Raw genomic sequence first — 11,769 nt, 5'->3', positions numbered from 1 at the left:
CGGCGTCGGCGGCGTGCGCAGCGCGCTCTGCATAGGTATGCGGTCACCTGAAAAGTCATTGACTCCCGGGTGATCGCTTTCCTATGCTCTCGCGCCATGGAGCTGACCCAGGACAACCCCGACCTGTCCGCCTATCTGTGCGCCGACGAGGCGATCGACCATCGGCATCCGCTGGTGCGGGAGACGGCCGCGCGGCTCGCGAGGGACGCCGAGGACTCGTATGCCTATGCGGCGCTGGCGTTCGCATTCGTGCGCGACGCCATCACCCACTCGCAGGACGCCGGCGACCCGCGGGTCACCTGGCGCGCCTCGGACGTGCTCGCGCAGGGGACGGGCATCTGCCACGCCAAGGCCCACGCGCTGGCCGCGCTGCTGAGGGCCGAGGACATCCCCACCGCGCTCTGCTACCAGCGGCTCGCCCACGACGACGGCGAAGGCCATGCCGTCCACGGACTCGTCGCGGTCCGGTTCGGCGGCGCCTGGCACCGCCAGGACCCGCGCGGTAACAAGCCGGGGGTGGACGCACGGTTCTCGCTGGACGGCGAGCGTCTCGCCTTCCGCCCCGACCGCGCGGCGGGCGAGTGGGACTACCCGCGTCTCCTGGCTGCGCCGCACCCGGCCGTCCTGGACGCGCTGCGGTCCGCCCCCGACCGGGCCCGGCTGTGGAGGAGCCTGCCCACCGCGCTGTGAGGGGGCGTGCCGCTCACGGGACGACGGGAACGGACGGAGCCCCGGCGGCCGACGGCGACCGGGGTGCGTCGAGGACCTTGCGGGCGCCGGGGCGTGCGTCACCCGGCGCCGCTCCGGTCAGCGGGCCTCGGCCTCGCGGACCTGCTCCGGCGTGGGCGCCGTGCCGCCGAGGTGGGCCGGCATCCACCAGGTGTCGCTCGCGTCCTTGGGGCGCACGGGGTAGGCGCGCTGGGCCGCCTCCAGCAGTTCCTGGACGCGTTCGCGCAGCTGCCGGGTGAGGGCGCCCGCGTACTTGTCGCGCGAGGCCTCCATGGCCTCGCCCACGCGGATGGTGATCGGGGTGTGGCTGCGCTTGAAGTTGCGCGGGTGCCCCTTGGTCCACAGGCGCTGGGTGCCCCACAGCGCCACCGGGATCAGCGGGACGCCGGCCTCCTGCGCCATGCGGGCCGCGCCCGACTTGAAGCTCTTCAGCGTGAACGACTGCGAGATGGTGGCCTCGGGGAAGACGCCGACGATCTCGCCGGAGCGCAGCGACTCCAGCGCGTGCGCGTAGGCCGTCTCGCCCTGGTCGCGGTCCACCGGGATGTGCTTCATGCCGCGCATCAGCGGGCCGGAGATCCGGTGGCGGAACACGGACTCCTTCGCCATGAAACGAACTAGACGTTTCTGCGGGAGGGCGGCCAGACCGTCGAAGATGAAGTCGAGGTAGCTGATGTGATTGCTCACCAGCACGGCACCACCTGAGCGCGGGATGTTCTCCGACCCCTTGCAGTCGATCTTGAGGTCCCAGGCCTTGAACAGGACCTGGGCGAGGCCGACGACGGGGCGGTAGACAAGCTCTGCCATGGGCGGGGCGAACCCTTCCTTCTCTTTGCCGGGGATGCCTCCGGCGGCAAAGTTACGCAGCCGTAGGTTTACGGCATCTCGCAGATCGTGCCCGAAGAACGGCCGGGGAGCCAGCCCTGGTGCCCGGCGGCGGCGAGATCCTCGTCACGTCACCCCGTGATCCACCTCGGCCTTTTATGCGCCCTTTACTCCACGCGCACCGCCGCCCTCCGCACGAGCAGGTACAACTCGCACCCCAGGCAGTACCCGAAGACGGCGTTGAGGAACGCGGCGGCCAGCGCGGCGGCCGTCGCAGCAAGGCCGAGCCAGCCGGGTCCGAGGACGAGACCGACGAGGCCGAGGCCCGCGAACGCGAGGCCGACGGCCTGGGCGAACCGCGGCGGCTCCGGGGCCTCGAACGCGACCGGCGGCCCGAGCCGCGGCCTTACGGCCCGGCGGAACACCCAGCCGTAAGGCGAACGCCCCGCCGCGCCAAGCGCGAACGCCAGTGTCTGCCAGGCCAGCAGCCAGGGGTTCCCGGTGATGAGGACGACCGCGAGCACCACGGTCGTCGCGGCGGCCCCGAAGCGCGGGCCCCTCACGTCGATGTCCATGAATCAAGCATTCCGCATCCGGCGCGATCCTCGGGGCCGGGAATCTTTGCAGTCTCGTGAACGCTGCACCAGCCGATGACCGGACTGATGGTGTGCGTGGCGGTGCTCGCGGCGGCGAGCGCCTACGGAGTGCTGCAACGGCGGCGGAGCGGGAGGGTCAGGGTGCGCGGGCGCGACGACGGCAGGCGGCTGGGAGCGGACCGGCTCGGTGGCGCCTTGGGCGAACGGGCCACGCTCGTGCAGTTCTCCAGCGCCTTCTGCGCGCCCTGCCGGGCGACCCGCAGGGTGCTGGGCGAGGTGGCCGGCCTGGTCCCCGGAGTCGCCCACGTCGAGATCGACGCCGAGGCACGGCTGGATCTCGTGAGGGAGCTGGGCATCCTCAAGACGCCGACCGTGCTGGTCCTCGACGCCGACGGCCGGATCGTCCGGCGCGCGACCGGCCAGCCCCGCAAGGCGGACGTCGTCGCGGCCCTGGGGGAGGCGGTGTGACCTGCGGCCGCGGGACGGTGAGGCATCTCCCAGTCGCGGGGACGGACTTGACTGTGCGTGCCCGCCGTCGTCAGCCTGGCGGTATGTCTGAGGAACCCCTTCTGCGCGGACCGGCCCACCGGGACCTGCTCCGTGTCGCGAGCGCGCGCTGTCCGGTTCGTTGAGCGCCCACGGCCCGACCCGCGACTTCCCACACAAGGACGACCTCATGACGGCCCCGCCCGGCCTCGGCCTCGCCCAGCAGGCCTCTCCCGACCTCCTGCGCTCCGTCTTCCGGCGGCACGCGGCGGGAGTCGCCGTGATCACCGCCGCGGGCGAGAGCGGCCCGGTCGGCTTCACCGCCACCTCCCTCAGCTCGGTGTCGGCGGAGCCCCCGATGCTCTCCTTCGGCATCGGCACCAGAGCCTCCAGCTGGCCCGCGGTGTCGCGGACGGACCACGTCGGGGTCCACATACTCGGCGAGCACCAGCAGGCGCTGGCCGCCACCTTCGCCCGCAGCGGCGCGGACCGCTTCGGCGCGCCGACGGTGTGGCGCGAGGGGCCCGAGGGGGTGCCGGTGCTGGACGACGTGCTCGCCTGGCTGGTGTGCCGTGTCGTCGCACGCGTCCCCGCTGGGGACCACCGCATCGTGGTGGCCGAGGTGGTTCTGGGCGATCCGACGGGCACGGGCCGACCGCTGCTGTACCACCAGGGGCGTTTCACGGCTCTGCGGGATTGATCACTGGGCGGCCGTCCTGCGCGTGCGCCGGGTTCCGATTACGCTGCGTTGCACAGGTCACAGTTCAAAGCGCTTGCTTAGCGGGAACCAACTGGGTGTACTGACGAGTAATATTTCGGTCGGAGCGCAGGCCGCCCCAACCGGGATCGGCCGCCAGAGACGCCTATGCTGCCTGGAAGAAGGCAGCCAGAACTGACGATGCAGTAGGAGAGCCGGCGTGAGCTTGAGGATCGTTGTCACTGTGAAGTACGTGCCCGACGCCACCGGCGACCGGCACTTCGCCGATGACCTGACCGTCGACCGGGACGACGTGGACGGTCTGCTCTCCGAGCTCGACGAGTACGCGGTCGAACAGGCGCTGCAGATCTCCGAGAACTCCGACGACGACGTGGAGATCACCGTCCTGACGGTGGGCCCCGAGGACGCCAAGGACGCGCTGCGCAAGGCTCTCTCCATGGGCGCCGACAAGGCGATCCACGTCGAGGACGACGACCTGCACGGCACCGACGTCATCGGCACCTCCCTGGTGCTCGCCAAGGCCATCGAGAAGGCCGGCTACGACCTGGTCATCTCCGGTCTGGCCTCCACCGACGGCACCATGGGCGTCGTCCCGGCCCTGCTGGCCGAGCGCCTGGGCGTCCCGCAGGTCACCCTGCTCTCCGAGGTCTCGGTCGAGGGCGGCACGGTCAAGGGCCGCCGCGACGGCGACGCCGCCTCCGAGAACCTGGAGGCCTCCCTGCCGGCCGTCGTGTCGGTCACCGACCAGTCCGGCGAGGCGCGTTACCCGTCCTTCAAGGGCATCATGGCCGCCAAGAAGAAGCCGGTGGAGTCCTGGGACCTGTCTGACCTGGACCTGGAGGCCGGGGAGGTCGGCCTGGAGGGCGCGTGGACCAAGGTCGACTCCGCGACCGAGCGTCCCGCCCGCACCGCGGGCACGATCGTCAAGGACGAGGGCGAGGGCGGCAAGCAGCTCGCCGAGTTCCTCGCGGGCCAGAAGTTCATCTAAAGGCCCCACGCCGACCGCCCCTCAACTTCGTTTCGCAGGAGAGCAAATCCCATGGCTGAAGTCCTCGTCTACGTCGACCACGTGGACGGCGCCGTCCGCAAGCCCACCCTGGAGCTGCTGACGCTGGCCCGCCGCATCGGCGAGCCGGTCGCCGTCGCGCTCGGCCCGGGCGCCGAGAACACCGCCGCCGCGCTCGCCGAGCACGGCGCCGTCAAGGTCCTCACGCACGACGCCTCCGAGTACGCCGACTACCTCGTCGTACCGAAGGTGGACGCGCTCCAGGCCGCCGTCGAGTCGGTCTCCCCGGCCGCCGTCCTCGTCCCGTCCTCCGCGGAGGGCAAGGAGGTCGCCGCGCGCCTGGCGCTGCGCATCGGCTCCGGCCTCATCACCGACGCCGTCGACCTGGAGGCCGGCGCCGAGGGCCCGGTGGCCACCCAGTCGGTGTTCGCCGCGTCCTTCACCACCAAGTCCCGCGTCTCCAAGGGCGTTCCGGTCATCACCGTCAAGCCGAACTCGGCCGCGGTCGAGGCCGCTGCGGCCGCCGGCGCCGTCGAGTCGCTCAGCGTCTCGTTCTCGGCCCAGGCGACCGGCACCAAGGTCACCGGCCGCACGCCGCGCGAGTCGACCGGCCGCCCGGAGCTGACCGAGGCCGCGATCGTGGTCTCCGGCGGCCGCGGCGTCAACGGCGCCGAGAACTTCGCGCTGATCGAGGCCCTGGCGGACTCCCTCGGCGCGGCCGTCGGCGCCTCCCGCGCCGCCGTCGACGCCGGCTGGTACCCGCACACCAACCAGGTGGGCCAGACCGGCAAGTCGGTCTCGCCGCAGCTCTACATCGCCAACGGCATCTCCGGCGCCATCCAGCACCGGGCCGGCATGCAGACCTCGAAGACGATCGTCGCCGTCAACAAGGACGCCGAGGCCCCGATCTTCGACCTGGTCGACTACGGCGTCGTCGGCGACCTGTTCGACGTCGTCCCGCAGCTCACCGAGGAGATCAACACCCGCAAGGGCTGATCCCCGCGGTCCCCGACCGCCCGAGGCCCCCGTGACCGCCCAGGTCACGGGGGCCTCGGCCGTCACAGGCTCACGGTCGCCCGCACCGGGAGATGATCGCTCGGGTACCGGCCGTCGACGGCGAACGTGTCGGTCCACTCCCGGTGGACGGTGACGCCGGGCGTCGCCAGGATCCAGTCGATGCGGTCCCCGCCCGGAACCAGCGGCCCGTACCCGTGGAACGTGGCGTACGCCCCCTCCCGCGCGCGTGCCGTGTCCCAGGTGTCCACCAGACCCGCGGCGAGCAGCGTGCCGTGGACCGCGTCGTCGTGCGCGACGGCGTTGAAGTCGCCGGTCAGCAGCAGCGGCAGCGCCGGGTCGAACCGGGCGATCCGCTCGGCGATCAGCGCGGCGGCGCGCACGCGCGCGTACCGGCTCGCGTCGTCGAGATGCGTGTTGAGGACGACGAACTCCCGTCCCGCGTCCCACAGGTCGCGGAAGCGGACCCAGGTGACCATGCGGGGATGGCCGCCGCCCCAGGTGTCGGAGCCGCGCACCGCGGGGGTGTCGGACAGCCAGAAGTGCTCGTGTGCGGTCGGGACGAGGCGGCGCGTGTCCCAGAAGACGGCCACGGCCTCGTCGTCGCGTCCCGCGCGGGGGACGCCGATCCGGTCGTAGTGCGGCCCGAGATCGGCCGCGATGTCGCGCAGCTGACGCCGCCGGCCCTCCTGGGTGCCGATGACGTGCGGGGCCGCGCGGTGCAGCAGGGCGCTCACCACCGGCCGTCGTGCCGCCCAGCCGTCGCGCTTCCAGCGGGACGCGCGGCGGAGGTTGAAGGTCATCACCTCCAGCGGCGGCGCGGGAGTCCACGGAAGCGCTCCCTGCGACGCGCTCTCCCGCCGTCCCGCCGGGTCTGACCGCCTGCCGAACAGCCGGAGGGCGGCCGTGACGGCCGCGGCGGCTCCTGCGGGTCTCCGCCCCGCCCGCCGGTCCGGACCGCTCGTGCCCGTCATGTGTCCTCCTTGCCTCGTGAGTCAGGATGAAGGGGGAGGCCCCGCGCGCGGAAGAGGGCCGGGCGCGGCGGCGCCCGGCGGTGAGCGGAAGGGACCACGCGGTGGACGGGGTGTTGACCCGCCGGAAGCCGCACGGATAACTTCACTGTGCGGATTGTTGATTCCGTACAGCGGAAAACAGGAGGGTGTGGCATGGGTCAGGGCCAGCAGGAGACGGTGGCGACGAGTCTCGCGGGCGCCGTCAGCGACGGGATCAGCGCCTCCCTCGCCCCGGTCGACGCCGAACTGGAGCGCCGCTACCCCGGAGACCCCGGCACCCGCCAGCCCGTCCACACCGTCTACGTCCCCGGTGACGTCTTCGAAGCCGGCACGATCCGCGCGTGGGGGGACCGGGCCCTCGCGGCCCTCGACGAACACGCCCCTGACGCCGCCTCCTTCGCCGCCTGCCTCGGCCTGTCCGACGACCTCGCCGAGCCCGTGTACACGCGCGTGCGGGCCAAGCTGGAGCGGGAGCCCGTGGAAGACCTCCGCGTCGACTTCGAGGACGGCTACGGCCCCCGCCCCGATGCCGAGGAGGACGCGGCGGCGGCCCGCGCCGCCCGGCTGATCGCCCGGGCCTGCGCCGAGGGCAGTGCCGCCCCCTGGATGGGCATCCGCATGAAGTGCATGGAGGCCGCGGTGCGCGACCGCGGCATCCGCACGCTCGACATCTTCCTCACCGGTCTGGCGGAGGCCGGCGGCCTGCCCGACGGGCTGGTCCTGACCTTGCCGAAAGTCACCTACCCCGAGCAGGTCACGGCCATGGTCCGGCTCCTGGAGGCCTTCGAGAAGGCGCGCGGACTGGACGCCGGACGGCTCGGCTTCGAGATCCAGATCGAGACCAGCCAGGCCATCCTGGCCGCCGACGGCACCGCGACCGTGGCCCGCATGATCCAGGCGGCCGAGGGGCGGGCCACCGGTCTGCACTACGGCACCTTCGACTACAGCGCCTGTCTCGGCGTCTCCGCCGCCCACCAGGCCGGCGACCACCCCGCGGCCGACCACGCCAAGGCGGTCATGCAGGTCGCCGCGGCCGGAACCGGCGTACGGCTCTCGGACGGCTCCACGAACGTGCTGCCCGTCGGCCAGGCCGAGCAGGTCCACGACGCCTGGCGGCTGCACTACGGCCTCACCCGCCGGGCCCTCGCCCGCGCCTACTACCAGGGCTGGGACATGCACCCCGGCCACCTTCCCACCCGCTACGCGGCGGTCTTCGCCTTCTACCGCGAGGGCTTCGTCCAGGCCGCCGACCGCCTCTCGCGCTACGTCCACCGTGCCGGCGGAGACGTCATGGACGAACCGGCGACCGCCAAGGCCCTCAGCGGCTATCTGCTGCGCGGCCTCGACTGCGGCGCCCTCGACCTCGCCGAGGTGACCGGGGCGACCGGACTGTCCCGCACCGCCCTGGAGGGCTTCGCCGCACCGCGCCGGGGCGATCTGACGGCGTCCGCGGGCTGACGCGGGCCCGAGCGGCGGCGCCGGGCGGGAAGGGCGCGGAGGCCGCGGAGACCGACGGCCGGACCGGAGGCCGGACGCCCCGGTCCGGCCGCCGGCCGTCGGCGGGGGCTACGCCGGGAAGGTGTACGGGGTGGTGATGATCTCCATCCCGTGCCCCGACGGATCCATGAAGTACAGACCCCGGCCGCCGTGGTTGTGGTTGATCTCGCCGGGCCGACTGCCCTGCGGATCCGCGAAGTACGTGATCCCGGCCCGCTCGATCCGCTCGAAGGCGGCGTCGAACTCGTCGTCGGACACGAGGAACGCGTAGTGCTGCATGACGATGGACTCCGCCGGGACGGTGGCGAAGTCCAGGGTGACGTTGTTGCTCGTGCCGACGGGAACGAACGGGCCCCACCCGGCTCCGACTTCGAGTCCCAGAACGTGGGCGAGGAACTCGGCCGCCTCCCGGTTGTCGCGGGAGTGGACGATGGTGTGATTCAGCTCGACTGACATGTGTGGAATGCCTCCGTAAGGCAAACTCACGGGCGCCTCCATGCCTCACCCGGCCGGTGACCGACACGCGACGCCGTCCCGTCACCCTAACGGACGCGCAGATGCTCCAGACCGGAGACGGTCACCCGATTCTCCTGCGCGAACAATCGCGTGCCCCGCTCGCACAGGCCCGCGTCGGACCGGGCCCGACGGCAGAACTCCTCCGGCGTCCCGCCGAACAGCCCCCTCAACGCCGCTGATTCAGCGAGGAGTTCGGCGATGAGAGCACGCTGGTCCCGATGGCGGCGCGGGGCGCCCGAACCGTCGTGCAGGACCCCGTGATGATTCACGTAGGCGAAGCAGCCCAGCAAGGCCTCGCCGTTCTCCTGCTCCACCCGGACCTGCGGCGCGGGCAGCAGGACCCGGTCGTAGTTCGGCTCCGTGGCGTCCATCGTGGCGAGTTGCTCCGGGTCCAGCCAGATGACGAACAGCTGCCGTACCGTGCCCGGAGAGCCGACGGGCGACGCGGAGACGTATCCGTGCCGGCTGATGTGCGCCGACACGCCCACGTCGATCCCCGTCACCCGCGCCCGCACCATCGGGACGGGCGAGGAGACGCCGGACTCGGCCATCTTGTGCCGGAGTTGGGCGGGACTCGCGTTGGAGCCGACGGCGACCACCGGGGTCCGGCCGGGGTGCGTGAGGCGGTCCAGCGGCAGCAGCCGGTCCCCGTCGAGCAGCCCGGAACCGCTCGGCCGGACGCCGGGGTAGCGCAGCGGATGGTCGCGGGGCGCGTCGGCCAGCCCCAGCGCCTCCAGGGTGTGGTGCTCGTCACGGGCGTCCACGGGCGGCTCAGTCGGCCGGCGGCAGCTCGCCCGAGCCGCGGGTGATGAGCCGGGTCGGCAGCTCGATGCGCTCGGGGACCAGCAGCGTGCCGTCCAGCTGCCGGAACAGGCGCTCGGCGGCGGTCCGGCCGAGCGCGGCCGCGTCCTGCGCGACGACGGTGACCCCCGGCTGGAGCAGATCGGCGAGCTCAAGGTCGTCGAAGGCCACCAGGGCGGTCCGGCGGGTGTGCTCGGCGAGGACCCGGATCACGGTGACCGTCACCCGGTTGTTGCCCGAGAAGACGGCCGTGACCGGCGCGTCCCCCGACAGCATCTCCTCGGCCGCGCGCCGCACCCGCGCCGGGTCGGTGGCGCCCAGCGACATCCAGGCGTCCTCCACCGCTATGCCCGCGTCCTCCATCGCCGCCCGGTAACCCCGCAGGCGCTCCGCGGCGGTGTGGATGCGGGGCATGTCACCGATGAAGCCGATCCGGCGGTGCCCCTGGGCCACGAGATGGGCCACGCCCGCGCGGGCGCCGCCGAAGTTGTCCGACAGCACGCAGTCGGCGTCGATGCCGCCCGCCGGCCGGTCCACGAACACCGTCGCGACCCCGGCCCTGATCTCCGGCTCCAGGTACCGGTGGTCGTCACCGGCCGGGATCACGACCAGGCCGTCCACCCGGCGCGCGCACAGCGCCAGCGCCAGCTCCTGCTCGCGGTCGGGGTCCTCCGCGCTGGAGCCGTTGATGAGCAGCGCGCCGTGCGCGCGGGCGATCTCCTCGACGGCCCGGCTCAGCGGCCCGTAGAACGGGTCCGCGAGATCCTCCAGGACCAGGCCGATGCTGGCGGTGCGGCCCTTGCGCAGCACACGGGCGCTGTCGTTGCGCCGGAAACCGAGCGCGTCGATGGACTCCTGGACCCGGCGCTCCGTCTCGGGCGTCACCCCCGGCTCGCCGTTGACCACACGGGACACCGTCTTGAGGCCGACTCCGGCCCGCGCCGCCACGTCCTTCATCGTCGGACGGTTGCCGTAACGGCTCTCGGGGCGGCGCTGCGTCTCCGGCACGATGCTGTGTCCTGTCCTGTCGTCCGCGGGAGGCCGGCATGCCCGCCGTCCTGTCGGATCTCGCGGACGGGGTGCGCCGCCCCGGGGTTTGTATGAGGATGTGGCGTCGAGCATAGAGCCTGGACAACGTTGTCAGATGCGGGAGAGACTGTCCACCGCAATCCGGCCCGCGTCCCCCAGCCGCAGGACCGGACAGCCCATTTCCAGGTGGACGGGGAGAACCCAGACCTATGCACACCGACCTAGTGGCCGCGCTCGACATCGGCGGCACCAAGATCGCCGGAGCGCTGGTGGACGGCGACGGCACGATCCTGGCCCGCGCCCAGCGCCCCACGCCCGCCCGGGAGGACGGCGACACCGTCATGCGGGCCGTCGAGGCGGTGCTGGGGGAGCTGACCGTCTCGCCGCTGTGGGAGCGCGTCCACGCCGTCGGGATCGGCAGCGCCGGGCCGGTGGACGCGACGACCGGCACCGTCAGCCCCGTGAACGTGCCCGGCTGGCGCGCGTATCCGCTGGTCGACCGGGTCCGGGCGGCGACCGGGAACCTGCCGGTCGAGCTGATCGGCGACGGCGTGGCGATCACGGCGGCCGAGCACTGGCAGGGCGCGGCCCGCGGCCACGACAACGCGCTGTGCATGGTGGTCTCCACCGGCGTCGGCGGCGGCCTCGTCCTGGGCGGACGGCTGCACCCCGGCCCCACGGGCAACGCCGGGCACATCGGCCACATCAGCGTCGACCTCGACGGCGATCCGTGCCCGTGCGGGGCGCGGGGCTGCGTGGAACGCATCGCCAGCGGCCCCAACATCGCCCGCCGGGCACGGGAGAACGGCTGGACGCCCGGACCCGACGGCGACGCCTCGGCCGCCGCCGTGGCCGCAGCCGCCCGCGCGGGCGACCCCGTCGCGCTGGCCTCCTTCGAACGCGCCGCCCAGGCCCTGGCCGCCGGCATCGCCGCGACGGCGACTCTCGTCGAGATCGACATCGCGGTGATCGGCGGCGGCGTGGGCAAAGCGGGCGACATCCTCTTCGCCCCGCTGCGCCGGGCCCTCCGCGACTACGCGACCCTCTCCTTCGTCCGGCGCCTGACGGTGACGCCCGCGCAGACCGGCACGGACGCCGGCCTCGTGGGAGCGGCCGCGGCCGCACTGTCGAGAGGACCGGCGGCAGGGGTCTGAGGGCGCGGGGCTCAGGGACCTTTTGAAGGAACGTTCCACCTTGCGGGGCGTCTGTCTGTCGGCCTCGTCGGCCTCGTCGGCCTCGCCGGCTGGTCGGTTGGCAGGCAGGACCGCCCCGCCCGGTCGGCCGGCTGCGCCGCCTGGCTGGCCGGGGGCCCGTCAGGCCGGGGGTCGGTGTGTCTGTTCGGCCGAGTGGCGCCTGCCCGTATCTGCGTTCACCCGCCGTGCGGCCACCGGTTCGCCCGGCTGGGCATCCGCCCGGTGGCCGCCTGTCGGCGGTCCGGGTCGCGGCCGGCCCTCTTGCTGCCGTCGAGGTGCGCCCCCGTCCGCCCGAGCCGACGGCGAGGGGGCGGTTCTCCGGTGGACGTTCGGGCGGCGTCCGGGA

13 protein-coding genes are annotated in these 11,769 nt (G+C 73.1%); 7 read left to right on the top strand and 6 right to left on the bottom strand.

From position 1 onward, the window contains the following. Nucleotides 1-96 precede the first annotated feature (96 nt). Nucleotides 97-690, top strand: coding sequence for a transglutaminase domain-containing protein (locus tag ACGFSH_RS15375; protein WP_393348621.1), 594 nt, complete (start codon nucleotides 97-99; stop codon nucleotides 688-690). Between the two features lie 117 nt (nucleotides 691-807). On the opposite strand, the gene ACGFSH_RS15370 is transcribed toward ACGFSH_RS15375, so the two are convergent. Further along, entirely contained in the window at nucleotides 808-1,536 is a 729-nt protein-coding gene (locus ACGFSH_RS15370) for a lysophospholipid acyltransferase family protein (RefSeq protein ID WP_393348619.1), read from the bottom strand. Nucleotides 1,537-1,721: 185 nt separating this feature from the next. After that, nucleotides 1,722-2,129, bottom strand: coding sequence for a DUF4395 domain-containing protein (locus tag ACGFSH_RS15365; RefSeq protein WP_393348618.1), 408 nt, complete (start codon nucleotides 2,127-2,129; stop codon nucleotides 1,722-1,724). Nucleotides 2,130-2,204: 75 nt separating this feature from the next. Between ACGFSH_RS15365 and ACGFSH_RS15360 the strand changes: the two genes are divergently transcribed. The 4 genes from ACGFSH_RS15360 to ACGFSH_RS15345 all read left to right on the top strand — a co-directional run bounded on the left by ACGFSH_RS15360 (nucleotide 2,205) and on the right by ACGFSH_RS15345 (nucleotide 5,356). Beyond that, nucleotides 2,205-2,618 carry a TlpA family protein disulfide reductase gene (locus ACGFSH_RS15360; protein WP_393348616.1) on the top strand — a complete coding sequence of 138 codons (414 nt, stop codon included), beginning with the start codon at nucleotides 2,205-2,207 and terminating at the stop codon, nucleotides 2,616-2,618. Nucleotides 2,619-2,826: 208 nt separating this feature from the next. After that, nucleotides 2,827-3,336: a flavin reductase family protein gene (locus ACGFSH_RS15355; protein ID WP_393348614.1), complete on the top strand. Its 510-nt coding sequence runs from the start codon at nucleotides 2,827-2,829 to the stop codon at nucleotides 3,334-3,336. Nucleotides 3,337-3,553: 217 nt separating this feature from the next. Beyond that, on the top strand, nucleotides 3,554-4,342 hold the full coding sequence (locus tag ACGFSH_RS15350; protein WP_393348612.1) for an electron transfer flavoprotein subunit beta/FixA family protein: 789 nt from the start codon (nucleotides 3,554-3,556) through the stop codon (nucleotides 4,340-4,342). Nucleotides 4,343-4,393: 51 nt separating this feature from the next. After that, nucleotides 4,394-5,356, top strand: a complete 963-nt coding sequence (locus tag ACGFSH_RS15345) for an electron transfer flavoprotein subunit alpha/FixB family protein (protein ID WP_393348610.1) — start codon at nucleotides 4,394-4,396, stop codon at nucleotides 5,354-5,356. Nucleotides 5,357-5,418: 62 nt separating this feature from the next. On the opposite strand, the gene ACGFSH_RS15340 is transcribed toward ACGFSH_RS15345, so the two are convergent. Beyond that, nucleotides 5,419-6,177, bottom strand: coding sequence for an endonuclease/exonuclease/phosphatase family protein (locus tag ACGFSH_RS15340; RefSeq protein ID WP_393348608.1), 759 nt, complete (start codon nucleotides 6,175-6,177; stop codon nucleotides 5,419-5,421). Between the two features lie 363 nt (nucleotides 6,178-6,540). On the opposite strand from ACGFSH_RS15340, the gene ACGFSH_RS15335 reads away from it, so the two are divergent. Further along, nucleotides 6,541-7,845, top strand: coding sequence for a DUF6986 family protein (locus ACGFSH_RS15335; RefSeq protein WP_393348606.1), 1,305 nt, complete (start codon nucleotides 6,541-6,543; stop codon nucleotides 7,843-7,845). A 108-nt stretch (nucleotides 7,846-7,953) separates the two neighbouring features. On the opposite strand, the gene ACGFSH_RS15330 is transcribed toward ACGFSH_RS15335, so the two are convergent. The 3 genes from ACGFSH_RS15330 to ACGFSH_RS15320 form a co-directional block, all read right to left on the bottom strand. Continuing rightward, a complete protein-coding gene (locus ACGFSH_RS15330; protein ID WP_393348604.1) occupies nucleotides 7,954-8,340 on the bottom strand; it encodes a VOC family protein in 387 nt (128 codons plus the stop codon). Between the two features lie 86 nt (nucleotides 8,341-8,426). Continuing rightward, nucleotides 8,427-9,164, bottom strand: a complete 738-nt coding sequence (locus ACGFSH_RS15325) for a hypothetical protein (RefSeq protein ID WP_393348602.1) — start codon at nucleotides 9,162-9,164, stop codon at nucleotides 8,427-8,429. 7 nt (nucleotides 9,165-9,171) lie between these two features. After that, a complete protein-coding gene (locus ACGFSH_RS15320) occupies nucleotides 9,172-10,209 on the bottom strand; it encodes a LacI family DNA-binding transcriptional regulator (RefSeq protein ID WP_393348600.1) in 1,038 nt (345 codons plus the stop codon). Nucleotides 10,210-10,439: 230 nt separating this feature from the next. Here ACGFSH_RS15320 and ACGFSH_RS15315 point away from each other — a divergent pair, with 230 nt between their 5' ends. Beyond that, the gene (locus ACGFSH_RS15315; protein ID WP_393348598.1) at nucleotides 10,440-11,384 is read left to right on the top strand and encodes an ROK family protein; all 945 of its coding nucleotides are present in this window, start codon (nucleotides 10,440-10,442) and stop codon (nucleotides 11,382-11,384) included. The last annotated feature ends 385 nt before the right edge of the window (nucleotides 11,385-11,769 follow it).

The organism is Streptomyces sp. NPDC048481 (genome assembly GCF_043200075.1).
Lineage (GTDB): Bacteria > Actinomycetota > Actinomycetes > Streptomycetales > Streptomycetaceae > Streptomyces.
The sequence above is the reverse complement of the archived record's forward strand: the minus strand, read 5'-3'. Positions and strand labels throughout refer to the sequence as shown.

Coding starts and splice junctions, on each gene's coding strand:
- ACGFSH_RS15375 (WP_393348621.1), top strand. CDS start 97: ATGGAGCTGACCCAGGACAACCCCGACCTGTCCGCCTATCTGTGCGCC.
- ACGFSH_RS15370 (WP_393348619.1), bottom strand. CDS start 1,536: ATGGCAGAGCTTGTCTACCGCCCCGTCGTCGGCCTCGCCCAGGTCCTG.
- ACGFSH_RS15365 (WP_393348618.1), bottom strand. CDS start 2,129: ATGGACATCGACGTGAGGGGCCCGCGCTTCGGGGCCGCCGCGACGACC.
- ACGFSH_RS15360 (WP_393348616.1), top strand. CDS start 2,205: ATGACCGGACTGATGGTGTGCGTGGCGGTGCTCGCGGCGGCGAGCGCC.
- ACGFSH_RS15355 (WP_393348614.1), top strand. CDS start 2,827: ATGACGGCCCCGCCCGGCCTCGGCCTCGCCCAGCAGGCCTCTCCCGAC.
- ACGFSH_RS15345 (WP_393348610.1), top strand. CDS start 4,394: ATGGCTGAAGTCCTCGTCTACGTCGACCACGTGGACGGCGCCGTCCGC.
- ACGFSH_RS15340 (WP_393348608.1), bottom strand. CDS start 6,177: ATGACCTTCAACCTCCGCCGCGCGTCCCGCTGGAAGCGCGACGGCTGG.
- ACGFSH_RS15335 (WP_393348606.1), top strand. CDS start 6,541: ATGGGTCAGGGCCAGCAGGAGACGGTGGCGACGAGTCTCGCGGGCGCC.
- ACGFSH_RS15330 (WP_393348604.1), bottom strand. CDS start 8,340: ATGTCAGTCGAGCTGAATCACACCATCGTCCACTCCCGCGACAACCGG.
- ACGFSH_RS15315 (WP_393348598.1), top strand. CDS start 10,440: ATGCACACCGACCTAGTGGCCGCGCTCGACATCGGCGGCACCAAGATC.